We start from the raw sequence: 21266 nt of genomic DNA on the forward strand, positions 1-21266 counted from the left end.
CAGCGCAGCCGGGTTTTCCCGAGGAGAGCGCGCGGCGCGCGAGCAGCGCTCATTGACCGGGACCAGACGTTCGACATCGTCAGACGGATCGTCGACAATCGGTACGCGATTGAGCAGCGGCCCGTCATCTCGCGTGCCGTTCGACCGGTCTGCCGTTTGTCGAACTTTTCGAATCGGGTTACCGGAAAACTGCCATGGCACATTCGCAAACGTCTTTCATTCTGTCCGTCGTCGATCCGGATCTACGGTACCCGTGCCTCGACGTCCGGTTCGAAACCGACGACCTCGATACGCTGCGTCGACTGGTCGATCCCGATGCGTCCGACGATGCCGCACTCGACGACGCCTATCGTCTGTCGTCGGCACAGGTCGCCGCCGTGTGCGACGCCTTCGGGATCGCGTTCGACCACGGCTCGCGCGAAGGTTTTCTCTGCAAGCACGTCGATACCGGCGTTCGCGTCCCTTACCTCATCCATACCGGCTATGAGCTGGCGCTGATGGCGCAGGGGCGAAAGCCGTTCGGGTTCATCGAATACAACAGCGAATGGCAGCCGTCGGTCGAATTGAAGGCGCGCTTCGACGCGTATGTCGATCAGGGTGTGTTCCATTCGCAGGAAATCATTATCGATGCGTCTCGCCCAAACCATCCGGCACGCCGCATCGGGCAAGTGCTCTATACGCTCAAGGGCGAGGAGTGGCGCATCACGGCGCTGGAACTCATTCGACAGCACATCAACCTGCGAGGGGACGGCTGCGAGAACATGGAGCGGCTGGAAGGCGCGTTGCTGGGCTACGAGAGATGGCAGAACGATTGGTGGATCGACCACCTCGCGAGGAGCGGTATCAACCTCTACGGCTCTTCGAGTATCGTCAAGGTCGACCGCGCGCAATACGATTGGCTCGTTCATGCGGGATTCCGGGCACTTCCGCCTGTCGATGCGCCGACGTTCATGCTCTATTCGGCGCACCGTCTCGATGATGACGCAATGAAGACGGCCATGCAGGAGGACCCGACCATTGAAGCGTTCGTTCAGTTCAACGTCGGGTTGAGTCACATCATGCATGCGGCCGATTTTGGGACGGGCGGCCCTTACGAGATTCCGGCATCGTTGATTCCGACGATCAACCGCCACCTGTTGCGTGCGGTCCGCGTCTTGATTCAACGAAGTGATGGCGGCGCGCCGGCCGGGCGTCACGAGTGAACGGTTTCCGCGCGAAAGGCGAGTCGTTGCTAAATCCGCGCAGGGTTGCTATCGCGATCGACCCGGCTTCGCCGTGCCCGTGCCATTCCACGCGTTACCGCACGCCATAGACGGCATCGCGCAGATCGACCGTGTATTGCCCGTTCATTCCTTCATACAGCGTGTTCGACAACGACACGACGGTGAGCCCGCGGGCGCGGTCGACGAACCACGAGTGGCCGTACACTCCGCCCCAGCGCCAGGTGCCCGCCGATTCCGGCGACGCGGCCGCCTGCGGGTCGCGCAACACCGAAAAGCCAATCCCGAAACCCACGCCGGGCCGGTCCGGCAACTCGACATCGCCCGTCTGTACGCGGCCCATCTCGTCGACCAGTGCGGCAGGCAGCAGCGTACCGCCGCCCGCGCGCAGCGTGTCGAGCACGTTCAGCACGTCGCCGGCGGTGCCGACCATCCCGGCGCCGCCCGACGGGAACGCATGCGCATCGAGCGCGCGCGACGGGGAGTAGGTCACGCCGACGAACCCGTCGATGATGGGTACCGTCTCGTTCTCCGCGAGCCGGTGCGGCTGCGGCGTGTCGTTGACGTAAGGGGTGGCGAGCCGTGCGGCATCGCGTGCGACGAACGCCGTGTCGCGCGCGCCGAGCGGACGCAGCACGAGCGCATCGATCGCGTCACCGAGCGGCGCGCCGCAGACGGCCTCGATCAGCGCGCCGACGACGTCGATCGCGACCGAATAGTTCCAGCTCGTGCCGGGCGCATACAGCAACGGCACGCTCGCGATCCTGCGCACGTTTTCGCCGAGCGTGATCGTCGCGCCATCCAGGCCGTCGGAGATGCCCGTGCGTGCATAGATGCCATTCGCGTCGGCTTCCGCGAAGCGATAGGCGAGGCCGGCCGTATGCGTGAGCAGTTGGCGCACGGTGATCGTCGGCACGCGACCATCGGGCAGCGCGGGGCGGAAATCAGGCAGCCAGCGCGTGACGTCTTCGTCGAGCGACAGCTTGTGTTGGGCGACGAGCACCATCGCAGCCGTCGAGACGATCGGCTTCGTCACCGACGCGAGTCGGAACAGCGTGTCTTCGCGCATCGGCGTGCGCGACTCGCGGTCGGCGAATCCGGCGGCGCGGCGATAGACGAGCTCGCCGTGGTGCGCGACCAGCACGACCGCGCCGACGAGGCGCTGTGTGTCGAGCTGGCGGGACAGGACCGCGTCGATGCGCTCGACGAGCGCCGGATCGGTTTGCGGTTGCGGTGACGATGAGGGCGAGGCGGTCATCCGGGACTCCGTCGTGGTGGGTCTGCACGACATGGTAGGGGGCGTTCGCCGGAAGCAGCGTTAACCCGTACACGGAGAAGGGCTACGCGTGCCGAGTACGCCGGCGTGCGTAACCGGGCGATATGTCACCACTTGGGCACGCTCGCGACGGCGACCGGCACTTCGTCATATGGAGTAATAGCTGTAATCCGGGCTGAAATCTTCTTCGGGCGGTAACGGGCTAGACTGGCCTCGCCTTGTCCCCCCCAAGGTGTTGTTTTAGCTCCGCTCGGCCTGCGCCTCTCGGCGCGGGCCTATTTTTTGGCTGCCGCCATCGACGACACGACGATCGCCGATCGGATGCACGTTGGAGGACACCCCCAGTGACCACCCACCCGACCGCCCGCGATGCAGGCTCGCTCATGCGCATCATCGTGTCGAGCGCGGCGACGGCAACCGCCGCGCTGTCCTTCATGCCGACCGCATTCGCGCAAGACGGCGCGCCTGTTACCAGCAGCGTATTCGTGCACCAGCCGTACGACACGGGCAACAGTGCGATCAACGAGAACTTTCAGTACATCGCGCATCCGCCGATACGGCCTGTGACGGTGAGTACGCCCACGGTCGCGCATGGCGGGCATCGGGGCCGGCGGGGCCAGGCTGGCGCGACCAGCACACCGAGTGGCGGGTCGGGCAACGAGGCGGCCGTGCCGCTGCCGACCATGCCGACTGACGGGACGTCGGGTGGCCCGGTTACGCAGTAGCGGCTTTTCTGCCGATTCGTTCTTTGGGGTTGTTACGGTAGCGGACAATTCGGTGCAGCGTTCCGGGTGGCGGTCACACATTCGCAGGCTGGCAGTGGTGTCAAAACGCACCACCGCCGTCAGCGGCTACGCCGCTGACCCGCCTTGGTCTTCGATCACACCTTGTCGAACGCGTCGAGGGCGCGGGCCGAATACACCAAAGCTGCACCCGCATTCAGATTGATCGCGACACCCAACGTCTCCGAAAGCTCCTCCACCGTCGCGCCGGCCCTCTTCGCTTCGGCTACGTGGACGGCAATGCAGCCATCACAACGCGTGGTGACGGCGACGGCCAGCGAGATCAATTCCCGCGTCTTCGCATCGAGATGGTTTGTCTTCGTGCCGGCTTGGCCGAGCGACACGATGCCTTTCATCGTGTCGGGCGCAAGCTTCGAAAACTCCCGCAGGCGAACCGTCAGTGCTTCGCGGCAGGCATTCCAGTCGTTCATGGTTTCTCCGTCGTCAGTAGGGAATGGGGTACCGATTGGTGTCGCTCGGCTTAGGCCATCTGGCGGAATCGTTCGAAGCCTTCTTCGAGGTCGGCGATCAAGTCAGACGGGTCTTCGAGGCCGATGTGAAGCCGAATCAGGTGTCCCGGCTCCTGCCAGCGCGTTGCAGTCCTGATCTTTCGCGGGTCGACCGTCATGGCGAGACTCTCGAATCCGCCCCATGAATAGCCAAGACCGAAAAACGACAGATCGTCGAGCATCGCGTTGACCGCTGCATGCGGCGCGGCCTTCGTCACGAACGAGAAGAGGCCGCTCGCACCCGAGAAATCCCGCTTCCACAGCGCGTGATCAGGATGTGATGGCAGAGCCGGATACAGTACGCGCGCAACTTCTTCACGCGTTTCGAGCCAGCGTGCGATCTTCATCGCACTGTCCTGATGACGCGCCAGGCGCACTTCCATCGTGCGGAGTCCGCGGAGACCGAGATTGACGTCGTCCGGACCGACAAACATGCCAAGCTGATAGTGCAGCGCCTTGAGTGCTTCCCATGCGCGCGGGCCCGCCGCGACGGTGCCCAGCAATGCGTCGGAGTGGCCGACGACATACTTCGTTGCCGCCATCAGCGAAATGTCGGCGCCGGCCGCGAGCGGTTCGAAGTACAACGGCGTGGCCCAGGTGTTGTCCGCGATGACCAACGCGTGGTGCCGATGTGCGACGTCGGAAATGGCCGGAATGTCCTGGATTTCGAATGTATGCGAGCCGGGCGATTCGACGAACACGCCCTTCGTGTTCGGCCGGAACAGTTCGCCGATGGCTGCGCCGATGGATGGGTCGTAGTAAGTCGTCTCGATTCCGAAGCGCCGTCCGGCCGTCTCGCAGAAGTGGCGTGTCGGCGCATAGACGCTGTCCGGAACGAGCAGATGGTCACCGGCGCCGGCGACCGCGAGAATTGCCGTCGTGCAGGCGGACAGGCCCGACGGACAGAGGACGGCACCTTCCGCGCCTTCGAGCGCGGCGATGGCTTCGCTGAGCGCGGCCGTGTTGGGATTGCCCCATCGGCCGTACCCGTACCGTCCGTTGCCGTTCGTCATCGCGTCGACACTCGGGAACAGCACGGTCGAGCCGCGATGGATCGGCGGATTTACGAATCCGTGATGATCTTCAGGATGACTACCTGCGTGGGCCAGGAGCGTTCCGGCGCCGATATTACCGTGATCGTCTTGCATGATGAGTTTGTATCAAGAGAGCGTGATGAGGGAGATCAGTTGAGGAGCGACCGGCGTCTTGCATAGGCAAAGTACACGACGAGCCCGATCGTGAGCCAGACCAGGAATGCGATCCAGGTCGTCGCTTGAAGGAACAGCGTCAACGTGATGCAGAACGCAATCGCGAGCAGCGGCACCAGCGGCACGGCGGGGCAGCGAAATGCGCGAGGCAGGTCCGGGCGTGTCTTGCGCAACACGATGACGGCAACCGAAATCAGGCTGAACGCGGCCAACGTGCCGATGTTGATCAACTCGGTCAGCACGTTGAGCGGAACGACTGCTGCAATCAGACCGAAGAGGACGCCGACCATCCAGGTTGCGAAGAACGGCGTGCCGAGCGTCGGATGGACGCGCGACAGCTTCTCGGGCAACAGGCCGTCGCGCGACATCGCGAAGACGATGCGCGTCTGGCCGTAGGTCATCACGAGGATGACGGTCGTCATGCCGAGTATCGCGCCGAGATCCACGAACCCCGCGACCCAGTTTTCGCCTGCGTATTGCAGTGCGAGCGACACGGGGTGGTCGATGCCGAGGAACTTCTGGTACGGGACGATGCCGGTCATGACGGCCGACACCGTGACGTACAGGACCGCGCAGACGCCGAGCGAACCGATGATGCCGATCGGAAGGTCGCGCGCCGGCCGCTTGACCTCCTCGGCGGCGGACGTGACGGCATCGAATCCGATGAACGCGAAAAACACGAGCGCCGCTGCGCTGAATACGCCCGAATAGCCAAATGGCGTAAACGGATGCCAGTTAGCCGGTTGAACGTGGCGAACGCCAACCATGATGAACAGCAACACGACGCACACCTTCAGTCCGACCATTACGTTGTTGAGCCGGGCCGATTCGCGGATGCCGAGCGATAGCAGAGCGGTCAGGCCCAGCATGATGACGAATGCCGGCAGGTTGAACCACGTGTGGACGCCGGGGATTGCGCCCGGTGCGGCCGACAGAACGGTCGGCAAGTGCAGGCCGAATCCGCCGATGAGCGACTGGAAGTATCCGGACCAGCCGACCGACACCGCCGAGCTCGCGAGGCCATATTCGAGCATCAGGTCCCAGCCGATCATCCACGCGACGAGCTCGCCGAGCGTTGCATAGCTGTACGTATAGATTGACCCGGCGACCGGCACCGACGATGCGAATTCCGCGTAGCACATCGCTGCGAATCCGCACGCAAGCGCGGCAATGACGAACGAAAGCGTCAAGGCGGGCCCTGCGGTGAGCGCACCGGTTCCCGTCAGTACGAAGATGCCGGTACCAACGATCGCGCCGATTCCCATCAGGATGAGATCGAACGGCCCGAGCACTTTCTTCAGGCCGTGTGGCGCGTGGCTGGCGGCAACCATCGCCGTCAGGTCCTTTGTTCTGAACAAACTCATTGCACTCCTCCGGGTCTTCTTGATAGATGGCTGCAACCTGTTCCTGGTCGCGCTGTTCCGATATCGGGGACGGCGTCCTGTCCGGATGAATCGATCCGTACCGGTCCGTTCTTCTTTGGTTAATGATTTTAGATAGACCGGTTAAGAAGATTTCTTCGGGCTAACCTTTTTGCCTTTGAGCACGAATACAATTAACCGACTGATGAGCGAGGTGAGGCCGATGGGCGGAAACTGCCATGGCGCGAGAAAGGCGAGGGACCTGAAATGACGGAACTGGATGACACGGACCGAAAGATCCTGGAGTTGCTGCAGGTCGATGGCCGGTTGAGCAATGCGGAGATTGCGGAGAAGATCGGCATGTCGGCCCCCGCGTGCTGGAAGCGGCTCAAGCGACTCGAAAAGCAGGTGATTCAGGGCTATCACGCGACGCTGAATCAGCAGGAGTTGGGGCTTGGGTTATTTGCGTTCATCAACATCATGCTCGACAGCCACTCCGAGAAGGCGATGCATACGTTCGAGGCGGGCGTGATGGCGTTGCCGAATGTGGTGGCCTGCCACAACGTGTCCGGCAAATACGATTACCTGCTGCAGGTCGTTGTTCGGGACATGGAAGGGTTCCACCAGCTCGCGATGCATCGGATCCGCAGCTTGGGGAATATCAAGGAGATGTATACGGGGTTCTCGTTGAAGGAAATCAAGCGGTCGACGAGTTTGCCGCTTTGACGGATGGGACGACTCGACTCCAGGCGACACATGGAGCGGTGCGATAGGGGCACCTGATCGCAAGATCGTACAAGCGTGACGAATTCGGCCCGAGTATTCTGTTCTCCTCGCCGGGAAAACAGGACTGACGATGACACGCAAGGTGTTCTGGGACGAACCTTATCGAACTGCGCTGGACACCGTTGTTACGCAGGTGAACGACGATCGGGTGCAAGTCGATTCGACGATCTATTTTGCGTTCTCGGGCGGCCAGGAAAGCGACGCCGGTTCGCTGGGCGGCTATCCGGTGCTCGGCGCGGAAAAGCGGGGGCTCGACATCGTGTACACCCTTCCGCACGGGCACGCGCTGAAAGTCGGCGATGCCGTGACATGGCACATCGACTGGGAGCGGCGATACCGGCTGATGCGCCTGCATTTCGCGGCGGAAATGGTGTTGCAACTGGTCTATCGACTCCGGCCCGGTATCGAGCGCATCGGCGCGCACATCGCGCAGGACAAGGCGCGCGTCGACTTTGCAAGCGATGTCAGTCTGTCGCCGCTGTTCGCAGAGATCGAATCGGCGGTGACGGACCTGACCGCGCGCGATCTGCCCATCCTGACCGATTTCAGCGATGTCCGGACGCAGCACCGATTCTGGAAGGTCGACGGCTTTGCGACGATGGCATGCGGCGGGACGCATCCGAAATCGACGGGCGAAATCGGCACGCTGAAACTCAAACGCAAAAACACCGGCAAGGGAAAAGAGCGAATCGAGATCACGCTGGTCGAGTAGCGGTGTTTTTCGCGTCTTCGGTCGATTGGCCCGTGTGGCGCCGGAAGCGACAAGCAGCACGCGGCGTTCGAACGATCGACTATACGATTGACTGACGCAGTCCAAAAGGACGTTTTTCCCTCATTTAAAGCCAAATGTCCGGATTCGATGTTTTTCCGTAAAATGCGCCTTTATCGGGATTCCTTCGGACTTATTCGTCATGCATCGAATTGGATTCTTCGTCTGCCGCGGGTACGATGTTCTCGATCTCGGCGGACCCCTTTCCGCGTTCAATCAGGTGGCCACGGCAGCCGGTCGTAGCCCTTACGATCTGCATGTCATTTCGCAGCCGGGCGGCGCCGTTCTCGGCAATGTGGGCATGCCGATCGAGACGAAGCCGATCGGGAGACGAACGTTCGACACCGTCGTTTTCGTGGGCGGCGACATCGCTCCGATGCAGACCTCCGAGAACATCGCCGCTGCCCGGAAATTGGGCGCCAAGGCGTCGCGGGTCGCAAGCGTGTGCACGGGGGCGTTTTTGCTGGCTGAAACCGGCTTGCTGGATGGCCGCAGAGCCACGACGCACTGGCGATACACGGCGCAACTGCAGTCGCGTTTTCCGCTCACCCGGGTCGAGGGCGACAGTATCTATATCGCGGATGGCCACATCTGGACGTCGGCGGGCATCGCGTCCGGTATCGACCTGGCGCTCGCGATGATTGAACGAGACATGGGGCCCGACGTTGCGCGCGCCGTCTCGAGGCTGCTGGTCGTTCCGTATCGCCGGCCGGGCGGTCAGTCGCAGTTTTCCGCGATGTCGCACATGGAGCCGGAGTCGGATCGTATCCGCATCGCGCTGAATTTCGCGCGCGAACATCTGGCCGAAGCGCTGCCCGTCGAGCGGCTTGCCGATGCGGCGAGATTGAGTCCGCGACAATTCGGACGCGCGTTTCGTCGCGAAACCGGCGAGACGCCAGCCAGGGCGGTCGAGCGCTTGCGCGTCGAAGCCGCGCGACTGCGGCTGCAGGATGGCAGCGAGCCGATCGAACAGATTGCACTGGCGGTGGGATTCACGGATCCCGAGCGGATGCGGCGGGCATTCGTCAAATTGCACGGACACCCGCCGCAATCGATCCGGCGCCAGAGCCGCTTGAACGGTGAGCGCTGACCGATCGAAAGTCGATCAGCGCACCATTCGGCCGGCGCGTGCCTAATGGCTTGCCGGCGTTTCCGTGACACGATTCTCCGTGTTGCGTCCGGCGCTCAATTGCCGTCGGATTTCAACGGGCCGTCATCGTTCCACATGTCGCGATGCAGCTTCCAGGCGCCGCCCTGTTTCAGGAAGACGAGGGTCTGCTTGCCGCGGTATTTGAGCTTGCCGTCGTGGTCGCGGATTTCCGCATCGGAAATCTCCGTCACGACCCGGTCATTCCCGTAGAACTCGAAATTGCTGAACGATACGGTAGCCGGCTTCGAGCCGGCATATCCTTTCGTGAAGTACTCGGTGATCGCGCGGCTCCCGGTTATCTTGTCGCCGCCCGGCGGCAAGAGCGTGCCGTCGTTCGTATAGAGGCGGCCGATCGCCTCGTAGTCTCCGCGTGCGAAGGCGTCTGCCCAGCGCGCGTTCTCGGCCTTGATCGCCGCACCGGGCGGATGTCGCGAACCGCCGGCGACGGCCGGCGCCGCCAATACCGAAAAGGAGAGGCAGACTGCAAGCGCGGCAGTGCAAAAACGGATCTGTGGCATTCGATGATTTCCAGTCGTGGCTTGAATTGAAGAGGGCTGCAGCGTTGTGCAGGTGAAGCAGGCAAGGTCGATTGCGTCCTTCATCGCGGCCGGCGCGGGCCTTCGCACACCTTGCCTGCCAGGCTGTTCAGCGAACGCCCGGAATGCGCGCGAGACCTCTGGATGCGCCGGGCAACGCCTTGTCGACCATCGCGATGACTTCCGGCCGCGCATCGCGCGGATGACCGGAATGGAACGGCGGAGCGGGGTCGTATTCGATCACGAGTTGCGTGAATTCGGCGGCCTGTTGGCCGCGTAGCCTGGCGGCGACGCGCAGCGCGAAGTCGATGCCCGCCGTCACGCCACCGCCGCTCATGAAGCGGCCGTGGTCGTCTTCCACGAAGCGATCCGGGACGGGGATCGCGCCATATTCGGACAGCTTGTTGACGAATGCCCAATGGCAGGCACTTCGCTTGCCCTTGAGCACGCCCGTGGCGGCGAGCACGAGCGACCCGTTGCACACCGACGTGACGTGCTTCGCGCTTTCGGCGAGACGCCGGATCTGGGCCTGATACGCCGGGCGCATCGGCACCGACAAATCGGACCCGCCGGGAACGAGGATCAGGTCGGTCTTCTCGATATCGGCCAGTCGTTCGGTGTTGCCATAGACGACGCCGAATTCGAGCGTCACGTTGCCCCCGTTGAGGCTCGCGTAGCGAACATGCGTGTTCGGCAGCCGATGAAAGATCTCGCTGGGGCCCGCGAAATCGAGCAGGGTGCCGCCGTCGTAGTTCACGATCAGAATATTGAGCGGCTCGCTCGGCGCGAGTTCTGCCGCATTGCCTGCCTGCGCGAAGGCAGGCGTGGCGCGACCCAGCAGGGCCCCTCCGCCCAGGACAGCGCCGAGCGTGGCGGCGCTCCCGAACTTGAGTACGTCGCGACGTGAATGGCCTGCGTGGGTGAGTGTTTCGCTGGAGGCGTCGTTTTTCTTGTGATCGGTCAAGTGAATCTCTCCTTGTACTTAGGCTTCCTCTGCAAATAAAGCCAGGTCGGCCGGATTGAAAGACCCCGCGACAAAGCGCGTGGCGAACGAGGGATGACGATGTGGATGCGTTGCGCTGAAGTGACGTGCGCCGCGTCTGGAACGATGGGCGAAGGCTTAAAGCTGTGAAGCCCCGCCATCGACGACCAGCTCGGTGCCGACGACATAGGACGATTCGTCGCTGGCGAGATAAAGCGCCGCGTACGCGATGTCCTCGGCCTTACCCAGGCGGCCCACCGGAATCGTCTGAGCAAACTCGGCCTTGCGGTCGCGGACCCACTCGTCGGACATGCCCCACCGCGAGAGCAGCGGCGTGTCGATCGCACCCGGCGCAATCGCGTTGAAACGGATCTTGCGGTCGAGAAACTCGTAGGACCAACTGCGGGCAAGCGATCGCACGGCGGCCTTTGCTGCCGCCGTCAGCGAAATGCCATGCTTGCCGGTCTGCGCGACGAACGACGTGTTGAGGATGACCGACGCGCCATCCCGCAGCTCGGGCAGCACCGCTTGAAGCGTGAACACCACGCCTTTGACGTTGATGTCCATGATCCCGTCATAGAGGTCTTCGTCGATGTCGCCGACTGCGGACGGGAAAGCCCAGCCCGCGTTGGCGAACACGATATCCAGGCCGCCGAACCGTTCCTTCACCTCGGCGGCGATTGCGCGCATGTCGTTGATCGAACGGACATCGCCCTTGAGCACGAGCGCGTGCTCGCCGAGCTCGGCCCTCACGCGTTCGAACGCGCTTTCGTCGCGACCGGTCACGGCTACCCGGGCGCCTTCCGCCATGAAGAGCCTGGCGGTTGCCAGGCCGATGCCGCTGGTGCCGCCGGTAATCAAAGCCGTCTTGTTCTTGAGCCTCATCATCGGTTCCTTTCTCTGCGTTGAGATCGTTCAAGCCGAAAGACGGCAAGCGCGATTGCGTTCGTGCCCGTGTTTCGGCTTGATATCCGGTACAAATTATGGAACTTGGGGTGAATGGCTCAAAGGTCGTATAACCCTCAAAAAGCGTCACTTCGATTCTGACGGATCACTCGCGCGTTGCGGTGTGTGCGCGATCCGTGACGGCGAATTGTTTCGGAAAAGGGGGGGCGGACGATTGCCGGCAAGCCTGTCGGCGCGGCCGAATTACCCGGTGCGTTGCCGACGACGGCATGGCCGGCGGAGGGCCTGCTGCGCTGGAACCTCCCCCCCAATTAATGACCAAACCGCAAGACCTAGTGCATAGATATCGTTTGCCGCCGCGTTAATGACTATCGACAATCGTGGCTCGAATTCACCGCCGTGGTGCACACCCGCGCCGCGGCGGGCGGCACTTGTCGGCTATCCCGGCCGTCCCTGCCCTCCAGCTCACGACGACATGTACGCGTTCACGCCCTCATTCCAGAATCCTGCCGGTTCGCCGATCCGCGAGCTGTTCAAGTACCTCTCCGAACCGGGGATGATTTCCTTCGCGGGCGGCTATCCGGCCAGCGACCTGTTCGACGTCGACGGCCTGAACACGGCCGCCGAACGCGCGTACGCGCAGCCGGTCCGCTGCCTGCAGTACGGTCCGACCGACGGTCTCGCCGAGCTGAAGCAACAACTGATCGCGTTGATGGCGCGCCGCAACGTCACCTGCACGCCGGCCGAACTGCTCGTCACGACCGGCTCGCAGCAGGGTCTCGACCTGCTGTTGCGCGTGATGGTCGCGCCGGGCGACGTCGTGCTGACCGAACAACCGGCGTACCCGGCGACGCTGTCGGCGATGCGTCTGCAACAGGCGCGCATCGTGACGATTCCCGTCGACGGCGACGGTCTCGACGTCGATCGCCTCGCGTCGCAACTCGCAGCGGGCGAGATCGCGCAGCCGAAGCTGCTGTACACGGTGCCGACCTTCGCGAACCCGACCGGCGCGACGCTCACGCGCGAACGCCGCTTGAAGCTGCTGCGTCTGGCCGTGCAATACCGTTTCCTGATCGTCGAGGACGACCCCTACGGCGACCTGCGTTTCGCGGGCGAGGCCGTGCCGTCGATGCTCGCGCTCGCGAGCGAAGTCGATGGCGCGCGCGACTGGATCGTGCACTTCGCGAGCCTGTCGAAGATCGTCGCGCCCGGGCTGCGGGTGGGCTGGACGATCGCGCCGGCCGAGATCGCACGACGCTGCGTGATCGCGAAGCAGACGGTCGACCTGTGCAGCACGCCGTGGACGCAAGCCACCGCCGCCGAATATCTCGCCGACGGCGCGCTCGAACGCCATCTGCCGCGCATCACGGCGGCCTACCAGCGCAAATGCGACGCGATGTGCGATGCGCTGCGCGACGGCTTCGGCGATGCGATCACGTTTCATCGCCCCGAAGGCGGGATGTTCGTGTGGGCGCGCATCGGTGCCGTATCGTCGGATGTGCTGCTGCAGCAGGCGATCGCGAACAAGATCGTGTTCGTGCCGGGCAAGGCATTCTTCGCGGACAACGTCGACGCCGCATCGCTGCGCCTGTCGTTCGCCGCGCCCGACGTCGACGCGATCCGCGAAGGCGTCGCGCGCCTCGTGCGCGCGTATGGTACGGCGCTGGCCGCGTGAGGAGACACACATGAACTTCATCATCAACGACACCGCATGGATGGACGAAGCGCCGGGCATGGCCGGCATCCGTCCCGTCGAGCACAAGTCGTCGCAGATCAACGCCGGCCCGCAGTATGTCGCCGACGTGCTCGGCCGTTTCGGCGCGGTTTCGACCGACATGCATGACGCGGCACCGGTCGTGCTCGGCTACAACTGAACTGCGTGGCGGCGCGCAGCGGGCGAGGGCGGCGCCGCCGAAACGGTTAAGCTAACGCGATCGAATCACGCGGGATCGCCGCCTCATCATGTCCGATATCGCTTCCGAATCGCTCGCGCAAACGTACGATCGTCTGTGGTCCTGCCTCGAGTCGGGCGTCAGTGTGCAGCGCTCGCCGTTCACGATGCTGCAGGCCGCGACGCTCGGCCTCGACGGCGCGCCGAAAGTGCGCACGATCGTGCTGCGGCAGGTGAGCCGCGCCGATCGTCTGCTGTCGTTCCATACCGATGTGCGTTCGGAGAAGGTCGCGGAGCTGCGTCGCGATCCGCGTATCGCGATCGTCGCGAACGATCTCGATGCGCTCGTGCAGATTCGCACGGAAGGCACCGTATCGATTTGCGATGACGACGTGCAACGTCGTGCGATCTGGCAATCGAGCCGCCCGCATACGCTGCTGCTGTATCGCGCGCCGTTGCGTCCGGGCACGCCGATCGAGTTGCCTGAAGAGGCGCATATCGCGGCGAGCCGAAGCCCGGGCGCTGCAATCACCGACGACGGCTATCGGAACTTCTGCCTGCTCCACGTCAAGCTGACGCGCATCGACTGGCTCGACCTCGCCCGCAGCGGCCATCGGCGCGCGGTATTCGACTTGAACGACGACGGCTACGAAGGCCGCTGGATCGCTCCCTGACGACGGCGTCCGTATCGCTGCGACAAACGCGTACATGCCAGGCAAATCCGCGAGACATCAGACTGTCGAATTGGGCGCCGCATGACCTGTGCGTGTCCGAAGGGAAACCGGGTCAGGGCGCTGTTCCCCGTCAATTCGAGTCGATCTTCCGTCCGGACGACTGCCGATTGCGCGTCCTGCCGCGACACGGGCGGGCCCCAAAGACGAGTTGCGCTAGAAGCGTTCTGAATAGGGCAACGTTCGTGCCTCACCGAGAGCAACGATCAGACTGATCAGTGGCCACGTCGCTCGGCACGCCCGGGAATCATCGTCGGCAGTGGCGAATGATGGGGTTCTGGTGCGTGTGGATAGGCCGTTCGGAACGGGGATGCATCGAAGTGTTCAGAATCGGACGATCTCGAGTGCGTACATCGTGCGCTTGCAGGCCGCGAACTCGCGAGCACAAGCGACGATCGGCAGTGACTGTCGCGCGTCGATGCGCGGCAAGATGACGATGCGGGAGACTTGCATGGCGAAAACCCGCCCAATCTCCGAGTTGCCCGGGGGCAAAGCGCGTGCGGCGCCTCGGCCTAGGTATTGACGGCCGCCAGTGCCTGACTGTTGTCCGAGTACAGCAAATTGACGAGATGGTCACACATCTCGCGCAACTGCTCCGGATCGTGGTTGATTCGTTCCATCACCGCGAGTCCACGCGTGAAGGTAATGATCATTTGAGCCGTCGCTTCAGGAGACTGGGCAAGCGATGCGCGGATCTCGTCCCGCGACAGCGCCTCGACGATCGCATTTTCCAGATTCTTGAGCAGGCTGCGGACACTGTCCTGAATATTGTCGGCGGATGCGTCCGCTTCGATCGCACTCTTGGTCGTCAGGCAGCCGCGAGGCGGGACATGCGCGGTCATGCTGGCAATTGAACTCTCGAAAAACTGCTGCAGTGCGGTATGCGCGGATGGCGCATTCAGTGCTGCCCGTGTCTCGTCAAGTACCCGGGTCGCATATCGATCGAACGCAAGCTGGAAGAGCTGCTCCTTGCCGCCATACGCGTGGTACAGCGAGCCTCGCTGAACATTCGCTGCTTCTGCCAGGTCAGCCATGGAGGTTGCTTTCCAGCCCTTTATCCAGAAGATTTCCAGAACCCTCTCGAGGACTGCGTCTTCATCGAATTGCCGAGTCATTGCCATAGGTCCGTCGCCTCCTCAAAAAATCGTTGACCGGAGTGTCAACGTTGACTATGCTGACAATTATAGTTCAAATCGCGACAGGTCAAGGATCAAGTTCGCGGACAACCCGGTGTTGCGTTGGAAGGTCGGGCAGACCAGCGCGTCTGCCCGACGATTGGCCGACAAAAAAATGAACGACAAAAAATAAGCAATCCTCAAATTAAGATTTGTAGTGAACAGAGAAGGCTCTCGAGAGTCAACCGGCGTTCCTGGTCGCGTTGCCACCTGTTCCTCATCAAGAGTGACGGACGTGAGCGGCGAATGTCGATTGGGCGAGAGTCGGTTCTGTGTGCATGGAAGTTCGGCAGCAGGCACGTATTGGGAAACTTGCAGCTTCGTGATGTTCTTCTTTTTAGTTACATTCATAAGGAATGCATATTATGACGAACGCAGTCGAATCGACGGTCAACGCAGACTCGAAACGTGACCACGCACCGTTGGCGGACTTCGATGCCGAGATTGCTGCGTGCCTCGAGGCATCGCATCTGACGACGGAAACGAACCGCTTTTTTGTGGAAGCCAAGGCGGTGAAGTCGATCGAGCCGTTGGCCGCATTGGGTATCGCGCACGGCTGGCGCGAGATCACCAAGGCGTTCATGTTCACGTCGCTTGCAGGTTTGGGCCTGATGGCGTCCGAGGCCGATGCCGAGGCCCACCCGAACACCAATCTCCTGACGGCGATCCAGACCGTATTCCAGGTTATTGGCGACGACCTGTCCAACGTCATGTCGGTGTTCAAGGAAGTGGCCCCGGCCGGCCCGGCCGGCATGCACTACGCATGGTGGGAAAGCGCCATCGTCGATCCGCTCAAGGCGACGTTGGGCGATGGGGCGAACGATACGTCGAACCTGCTCGGACCTGGCGGGAAGCGACTCATCGAAAATATGCGCCAGCTCGCGCATGACCCGCTCGGTGCTGCCGTGCAACTGCGTGTCGTGGAGGCCATCGCGCTGGATATCACGGTGGCATTCAAGCGCGTCTTCTCCAGAGTCGACGTCGACGGCGCTCGCCTGTTCTCCCGACCGGAACACTTCCAATGGATGGATTCCCACATCCACGCCGAGGTCGAACATCACAAGGCAGTGAGCGACGACGATACGGGCACCACTGCAATCGCCGATACCGTGGAAAAGCAGGCGCGCATGTTGCAGCTCACCCGGACTTACGCAGCGTACTGGAATATCGCACTGAACGAGTTCGCCGATTTTCTCCACCTGTCCGGAGCACGAGCGCCCGTCGCGGCTGCCGCGTGACGATCGCCTTCCTGCCGACGGGGTGCGGAGTCGAAGTATCCGTTATGTGAATGGCAATCGGGCCGTGCGCTACACCTGAACGTTTTACCGACGACGTGTCGATAGCAGGCATGGTCGCAGGACTTTGATGTCCGCCCCAACCACAATGCGAAAACAAGTACTGGAGCATGACGATGCAGAACGCTACCTTCAAGCAGCAGTTTCTTGATAAAGGGTACTTTACCGTTCCAAACGTAATCGACGCTGCCGGGCTGGATATTCTCCGCAAGGCGGCTGACGACTGCATGAACGACACCACGGATCCGGGGCGCGTGACTGAAGTGGATGGCAAGACGGTTCGCGGACTCCACGGCGCCCACCTTCGCAACGAAGCGCTGGCAACGTTGTGTCGGCACCCGACTCTTCTGGGGGCGGCGAAGTTCGTCCTGGGCGAGGACGTATACGTCCACCAGTTCAAGCTCAACATCAAGGCCGCGTTCGTCGGCGATGTGTGGGAATGGCATCAGGACATGACGTTCTACCATCGCGAGGACGAACTGCCCGAACCGCAGTTCCTGACCGTCGCCGTGTTTCTGGACGATGTTACCGAGTTCAATGCGCCGCTGACCGTGATACCCGGGTCGCATGTGGACGGCTTCAAGGAGAGCATCAAGCATACGATCGACACTTACGACAAGCAGAGCGATTGGCTCAGCAACACGACGGCCAAGCTTCGCTACACCGTCGATCGAAACGTGCTGCGCGAGATGGTGCGCCTGCACGGCATGGACGCCCCGAAGGGGAAAGCGGGAGACATCGTCGTCTTTCACGCGAATCTGTTCCACGCATCGGGCGTCAATATCTCTCCGTTCGACAGACGCGTCGCATTCATTTCCTATAACAGCGTGAAGAACCTGCCGATTCAGACGCGCCCGCCGCGCCCGGAGTTTCTTGCGGCGCGTGATTATTCGCCGTTGACGCCTCGTGAGCTCAGCGATCTGTCGCCGAACCGGGACTGCCCGGAAGACGATCGTGTGCGCGCGGAAGTGACTAGCTGAGATAGCGAGGGCTGAACCATTGCCCGACGATGAGCCGATGGGCCTCGGACTCGTACGTCAGGCTGAGTATAGGGCGACGCGTCTCTGAGCGGTGCGGGACGCGTCACGTCGGTGAATCGGATGCCAGGCAATATATTTAGGAAAACAAATGACTTTGCCTAAATCGCTAACCAACGAAGGTGAGCTTCATCGAATATCCGTACGAGCATCGTACTTGCGCTTCCCGAGATGGACGCAACCGCTCTGGACGCGCTTGACTGGCAAACCTCTCCCGAATGAGCAGGCGTGGTTCACGCTCCATCCGGCGCTTTCCCTCGGCATGGATGTCCTGTTGGCGATCGGGACGTGCGCGGCGCACTTGTATCTTTTGACGTCTTCCAGAGACTGGCTTCGCATATTGGGTTACGTCGTTGCGCCGATGGCGATGGTGTTCCTGGTCGGATTGCTCCGGAAGATTCAGGTCGTGTATGGGCATCATGCAATACACGAGACGCTTTTCAGACGTGGGGGCAGGATGAACGGCCTTGTGTCGAAAGGCCTGACCATCTTCGTCCTGGCGCAGAACGAAATCGAGTACGAACAGGAGCATCTCGACCATCATCGGCGTTCGGTCTTCACGACGCGGGATGATGCGGACGCGTCGTTGCTGTTCAACTTCGGAATCCGTCCGGGGCGTTCCATCGCCGAACTGAATCACAACCTGCTCAGCACGCTTTTTTCACCGGTTTTCCACCTCTGGTTCCTCAAGTCCCGTGTCATATCGAACCTGAGGCGACCCCTGATCGAACAGTGTCTCGTGGTCGTGTGGCTTGTCGTGCTCGTCGTCGTCATGCCCGCATGCTTTGGCTTGAATGCAACCGCGATTGCACTGTGGCTTCCGTTGACCGTTCTCTATCAAATGAGCGCGCTGCTGCAGTTTTCGACGGAACACATCTGGCTCGTGGGCGCGGCGCCAGGCGTCCAGCAGCGCGTCTACGCGGAACGCTGCCATGGGCGGTTTTGCGGTGAATGCGTTCCCGGCGCAGATGGCGATGTCCCGTCGACCCGGGTGTGGCTTCGGTGGTGGTGCAGGACATTGTTCATGCACATTCCCATGCGTGTCGGCGTCCTGGTCGGAGACCTGCCGGCACACGACTGGCATCACCTGGCTAGTGCCGTAGGTCATAGCCATAGAAGTTGGCCTCACGCGATATTCGAACGCCAACGCGCGATCGATAGCGGCAATTCCGCCGGAATGGAAGAGCGCGAGCTGTGGGGCATCGAAAACATGATCGCGCATGTGTTCGTCCACATGTCTCAAGCGTCGGAGTTGCCCGCCGAATCGGAGTTGGCGGCCGGCACGTCTCCCGCGAATGGTTCTTGAACAGTCGAGGCCGCCGGCCGGCATCGAAATTCTCGTGTCAACCCGATTCAAACGACAGGTCGAAAAAGATGGCATACGCAGACAACGCAAGCAAGTTCGTGGCGGTGATCAACCGCAAGCATCCGACTCCGGTCGTGCTGAATGCGCTGGCGCACACCGCATTTGGTCTGTCCGGCAATGCGGGTGTCGGCAATCTCCTGGAGTACCAGAACGTCGCGTGTGATTTTGTAGCGAAGATCGATGAATCGCCGTTCATCATTCTCGAGGCCAAGAACAGTAACCAGCTTCGTGTGCTTCTTTCCAACGTGAAGGAAGCGTCGAGCACGAGCATTGCATACAACGTCTTCACGACTTCAATGATCGGTGCGTCGGCAGCAGCGCAGATGGAAGCAACGCGCACGGCGCTCGATGAGGCACTGGACTTCGTGGTGGTGGTGATCTTTGGCGCGCGAGAGGGGGTGGAGGCACTCACGAAGCGATTCTCGTTGTTCAAGCAATAGCCATGAAGCGTACCGACACACGTCGGATCATTTGATTACACATAGTGAGAACGACATGGGATCGATAAAGGCGGTACCGGCGGCTCCGGGATATGCGGCGGACCTGGATGCAAGGAAAGGGTGGGCGATGGTCTTGGCCGCCGCTACGTTGTGGGGAACCACCGGGATCATCTTCAATGTACTCGGAACGTCGGCCGGGGCAAATGCTGTGTCGATCAGCTTCTTGCGACTGGCGTTGTCGGTGCCATTTCTGCTCTTGATGGGACGGATCCATTTGGGAACATGGTTCGTCCGATTGACGCCCAAAGGTCTGCTTGTGCTTGCGGGACTCGGTCTGGGCATGGCGTTCTACCAGCTGACATACGTGCTTGCGATCGAGCGAGTGGGTGTGGCGATCTCGGTGTTGATCAGCATCTGCGGCGCACCGATTTTCGTTGCCTTGATCTCGGTCGCCTGGCTGGGAGAACGATTCAATGCGCAAACGATGATTGCGCTGGTCCTCGCAATCGTGGGCACGGTGTTTCTGGTCGGTCTTCCCTCAGGCGTCGTTCAGGATGTTCGGCAATTCTGGATCGGTGTCGCGATCGCGGTTGCCTGTGCGGTATGCCAGGCCTTTTATGTACTGGCCGCCCGGGCTTCTGGAAAGATCTGTAGCCCCATGCACGCGGGCGGGATCGGATTCGCCATTGGCGCATTGGCGCTGTTGCCGTTCGGTCTTCACGACGGGCTGCAACTCCATTACACGACGGACGGCTGGCTGATGTTGCTTTATGTGGCCGCGGTGCCGACGGCGATTGCGCAAACCCTTTTCCTGGGCGGTATCAAGGGTACGGGCGCCGTCGGTGGTGCGATCGCGAGCCTACTGGAGCCGCTGGTTTCCACGGTACTGGCCGTTTTGCTGCTGCACGAGCGGATGACCTGGTACAGCATCGTCGGGGCGGTGATTCTGTTGAGCGGGATCGTGATCATTCAGTGGACACCCGCGGAGCGAAAGCCCGTGCCGAGACATGTCGAGTGAACGATTTTCGAAGAGCGAGCGTAAGAGTCAGCCGGGTGTCCAAAGGAGAATCGCGATGAGTTTTTACGACCGTCATGTCTTTGTCTGCACGAATGAGCGCGAGAACGGGGAGGCGTGCAATGACCACGGGGCGTCGGAAATTTGCCAGTATGCAAAGAAGCGGCTGGCAGATGCTGCTTCCCAACACGCCCCTAGGATTCGAATCAATCGTGCCGGTTGCTTCGCGCGGTGCAGTGATGGCCCGATCGTCGTGATCTACCCGGAAGCTGTCTGGTATACCTACGTCGATAAAACCGATATCGATCAGATCGTCGACGAGCATCTGGTCAACGGTCGAGTCGTCGAACGCCTGCGAATCGACTAGTAACACGGTAAGCAAGCGAGCCCGGTGCGGGTCCCGTATCGGATACGGTTACGAGTCGAGGCGTTTGTTTTTTGCTGCGCGCTGCTTGAGCAGCATCGATACGATTGCAAGCACAAAGGGCATCTTCTGGATGTCACGATCCTTGAGGTCGACAAGGTCGTCAATCGACTCGATCGAGCGATATTCGTCAGCCACCTTGAAGAAGGTATTGACGACGGAATCGGCGTATCTTGACGTGAACGAAGCATCGGTGAACGCCTCTGTCTCAACCTCGATCAGCATTCTCCAGGTGATGGATTCGACCCGTGTGCGATGAAATTCCGGCCGCTTGTCGACGGCGGCGACAATAAGAGAAGTCAAGTCGGACGCTGCGTCGTGAAGCGACAGATCGATACCAGGAGGTGCGGGGCGGAACTCCATCTGGACCTCGTGTGGTTTGGCCAATATTGGTTCGGGGAGATCGT

23 protein-coding genes are annotated in these 21266 nt (G+C 61.6%); 14 read left to right on the forward strand and 9 right to left on the reverse strand.

Annotated elements, in window-relative coordinates; genetic code table 11:
- Nucleotides 1–194 precede the first annotated feature (194 nt).
- On the forward strand, nucleotides 195–1202 hold the full coding sequence (locus tag BX604_RS39835; protein ID WP_257146482.1) for a hypothetical protein: 1008 nt from the start codon (nucleotides 195–197) through the stop codon (nucleotides 1200–1202).
- 94 nt (nucleotides 1203–1296) lie between these two features.
- Here BX604_RS39835 and BX604_RS31675 read toward each other — a convergent pair whose 3' ends face one another.
- On the reverse strand, nucleotides 1297–2478 hold the full coding sequence (locus BX604_RS31675; RefSeq protein WP_098554734.1) for a serine hydrolase domain-containing protein: 1182 nt from the start codon (nucleotides 2476–2478) through the stop codon (nucleotides 1297–1299).
- 362 nt (nucleotides 2479–2840) lie between these two features.
- Here BX604_RS31675 and BX604_RS31680 point away from each other — a divergent pair, with 362 nt between their 5' ends.
- Nucleotides 2841–3221 carry a hypothetical protein gene (locus BX604_RS31680; RefSeq protein WP_098554735.1) on the forward strand — a complete coding sequence of 127 codons (381 nt, stop codon included), beginning with the start codon at nucleotides 2841–2843 and terminating at the stop codon, nucleotides 3219–3221.
- A 155-nt stretch (nucleotides 3222–3376) separates the two neighbouring features.
- Here the strand turns inward: BX604_RS31680 and BX604_RS31685 are convergent, their stop codons facing one another.
- Genes BX604_RS31685 through BX604_RS31695 form a run of 3 tightly spaced genes read right to left on the reverse strand, consistent with a single transcriptional unit; the run spans nucleotide 3377 to nucleotide 6359 of the window.
- Nucleotides 3377–3709 (reverse strand): carboxymuconolactone decarboxylase family protein, encoded by a 333-nt coding sequence (locus BX604_RS31685; protein WP_098554736.1) that lies wholly within the window; start codon nucleotides 3707–3709, stop codon nucleotides 3377–3379.
- Nucleotides 3710–3759: 50 nt separating this feature from the next.
- Nucleotides 3760–4935 (reverse strand): cystathionine beta-lyase, encoded by a 1176-nt coding sequence (gene metC, locus BX604_RS31690; protein WP_098554737.1) that lies wholly within the window; start codon nucleotides 4933–4935, stop codon nucleotides 3760–3762.
- 35 nt (nucleotides 4936–4970) lie between these two features.
- A complete protein-coding gene (locus tag BX604_RS31695) occupies nucleotides 4971–6359 on the reverse strand; it encodes an amino acid permease (protein ID WP_098554738.1) in 1389 nt (462 codons plus the stop codon).
- A gap of 264 nt (nucleotides 6360–6623) precedes the next feature.
- On the opposite strand from BX604_RS31695, the gene BX604_RS31700 reads away from it, so the two are divergent.
- The 3 genes from BX604_RS31700 to BX604_RS31710 all read left to right on the forward strand — a co-directional run bounded on the left by BX604_RS31700 (nucleotide 6624) and on the right by BX604_RS31710 (nucleotide 9001).
- On the forward strand, nucleotides 6624–7082 hold the full coding sequence (locus BX604_RS31700) for an Lrp/AsnC family transcriptional regulator (protein WP_098554739.1): 459 nt from the start codon (nucleotides 6624–6626) through the stop codon (nucleotides 7080–7082).
- A 130-nt stretch (nucleotides 7083–7212) separates the two neighbouring features.
- A complete protein-coding gene (locus BX604_RS31705) occupies nucleotides 7213–7854 on the forward strand; it encodes an alanyl-tRNA editing protein (protein ID WP_098554740.1) in 642 nt (213 codons plus the stop codon).
- Between the two features lie 199 nt (nucleotides 7855–8053).
- Nucleotides 8054–9001, forward strand: coding sequence for a GlxA family transcriptional regulator (locus BX604_RS31710; protein WP_098554741.1), 948 nt, complete (start codon nucleotides 8054–8056; stop codon nucleotides 8999–9001).
- 95 nt (nucleotides 9002–9096) lie between these two features.
- Here the strand turns inward: BX604_RS31710 and BX604_RS31715 are convergent, their stop codons facing one another.
- The 3 genes from BX604_RS31715 to BX604_RS31725 all read right to left on the reverse strand — a co-directional run bounded on the left by BX604_RS31715 (nucleotide 9097) and on the right by BX604_RS31725 (nucleotide 11464).
- Complete coding sequence (locus BX604_RS31715) at nucleotides 9097–9579, reverse strand: YybH family protein (protein WP_098554742.1); 483 nt, start codon at nucleotides 9577–9579, stop codon at nucleotides 9097–9099.
- Nucleotides 9580–9706: 127 nt separating this feature from the next.
- On the reverse strand, nucleotides 9707–10561 hold the full coding sequence (locus BX604_RS31720; protein WP_098554743.1) for a DJ-1/PfpI family protein: 855 nt from the start codon (nucleotides 10559–10561) through the stop codon (nucleotides 9707–9709).
- Between the two features lie 156 nt (nucleotides 10562–10717).
- A complete protein-coding gene (locus BX604_RS31725; protein ID WP_098555188.1) occupies nucleotides 10718–11464 on the reverse strand; it encodes a glucose 1-dehydrogenase in 747 nt (248 codons plus the stop codon).
- A 496-nt stretch (nucleotides 11465–11960) separates the two neighbouring features.
- On the opposite strand from BX604_RS31725, the gene BX604_RS31730 reads away from it, so the two are divergent.
- The 3 genes from BX604_RS31730 (at nucleotide 11961) to BX604_RS31740 (ending at nucleotide 14050) form a co-directional block, all read left to right on the forward strand.
- Nucleotides 11961–13160, forward strand: coding sequence for an aminotransferase-like domain-containing protein (locus BX604_RS31730; protein WP_098554744.1), 1200 nt, complete (start codon nucleotides 11961–11963; stop codon nucleotides 13158–13160).
- 10 nt (nucleotides 13161–13170) lie between these two features.
- Nucleotides 13171–13359, forward strand: a complete 189-nt coding sequence (locus BX604_RS31735) for a hypothetical protein (protein ID WP_098554745.1) — start codon at nucleotides 13171–13173, stop codon at nucleotides 13357–13359.
- Between the two features lie 88 nt (nucleotides 13360–13447).
- Nucleotides 13448–14050 carry a pyridoxamine 5'-phosphate oxidase family protein gene (locus BX604_RS31740; protein WP_098554746.1) on the forward strand — a complete coding sequence of 201 codons (603 nt, stop codon included), beginning with the start codon at nucleotides 13448–13450 and terminating at the stop codon, nucleotides 14048–14050.
- Nucleotides 14051–14619: 569 nt separating this feature from the next.
- Here the strand turns inward: BX604_RS31740 and BX604_RS31745 are convergent.
- Nucleotides 14620–15228: a TetR/AcrR family transcriptional regulator gene (locus BX604_RS31745; protein ID WP_098554747.1), complete on the reverse strand. Its 609-nt coding sequence runs from the start codon at nucleotides 15226–15228 to the stop codon at nucleotides 14620–14622.
- Between the two features lie 419 nt (nucleotides 15229–15647).
- Between BX604_RS31745 and BX604_RS31750 the strand changes: the two genes are divergently transcribed.
- The 6 genes from BX604_RS31750 to BX604_RS31775 all read left to right on the forward strand — a co-directional run bounded on the left by BX604_RS31750 (nucleotide 15648) and on the right by BX604_RS31775 (nucleotide 20802).
- Nucleotides 15648–16520, forward strand: coding sequence for a DUF6202 family protein (locus tag BX604_RS31750; RefSeq protein WP_098554748.1), 873 nt, complete (start codon nucleotides 15648–15650; stop codon nucleotides 16518–16520).
- A 173-nt stretch (nucleotides 16521–16693) separates the two neighbouring features.
- Nucleotides 16694–17557 (forward strand): phytanoyl-CoA dioxygenase family protein, encoded by an 864-nt coding sequence (locus tag BX604_RS31755; RefSeq protein ID WP_175800726.1) that lies wholly within the window; start codon nucleotides 16694–16696, stop codon nucleotides 17555–17557.
- A 148-nt stretch (nucleotides 17558–17705) separates the two neighbouring features.
- Nucleotides 17706–18920 carry a stearoyl-CoA 9-desaturase gene (locus BX604_RS31760; RefSeq protein WP_143748159.1) on the forward strand — a complete coding sequence of 405 codons (1215 nt, stop codon included), beginning with the start codon at nucleotides 17706–17708 and terminating at the stop codon, nucleotides 18918–18920.
- Between the two features lie 68 nt (nucleotides 18921–18988).
- The gene (locus BX604_RS31765; protein WP_098554751.1) at nucleotides 18989–19420 is read left to right on the forward strand and encodes a DUF2000 domain-containing protein; all 432 of its coding nucleotides are present in this window, start codon (nucleotides 18989–18991) and stop codon (nucleotides 19418–19420) included.
- A 55-nt stretch (nucleotides 19421–19475) separates the two neighbouring features.
- The gene (locus tag BX604_RS31770) at nucleotides 19476–20438 is read left to right on the forward strand and encodes a DMT family transporter (RefSeq protein ID WP_098554752.1); all 963 of its coding nucleotides are present in this window, start codon (nucleotides 19476–19478) and stop codon (nucleotides 20436–20438) included.
- 55 nt (nucleotides 20439–20493) lie between these two features.
- Nucleotides 20494–20802: a (2Fe-2S) ferredoxin domain-containing protein gene (locus BX604_RS31775; protein WP_098554753.1), complete on the forward strand. Its 309-nt coding sequence runs from the start codon at nucleotides 20494–20496 to the stop codon at nucleotides 20800–20802.
- Between the two features lie 48 nt (nucleotides 20803–20850).
- On the opposite strand, the gene BX604_RS31780 is transcribed toward BX604_RS31775, so the two are convergent.
- The gene (locus BX604_RS31780) at nucleotides 20851–21222 is read right to left on the reverse strand and encodes a DUF2471 family protein (RefSeq protein WP_175800722.1); all 372 of its coding nucleotides are present in this window, start codon (nucleotides 21220–21222) and stop codon (nucleotides 20851–20853) included.
- Nucleotides 21223–21266 lie beyond the last annotated feature (44 nt).

This window comes from Burkholderia sp. JKS000303, assembly GCF_002563755.1.
GTDB classification, from domain to species: domain Bacteria; phylum Pseudomonadota; class Gammaproteobacteria; order Burkholderiales; family Burkholderiaceae; genus Burkholderia; species Burkholderia anthina_B.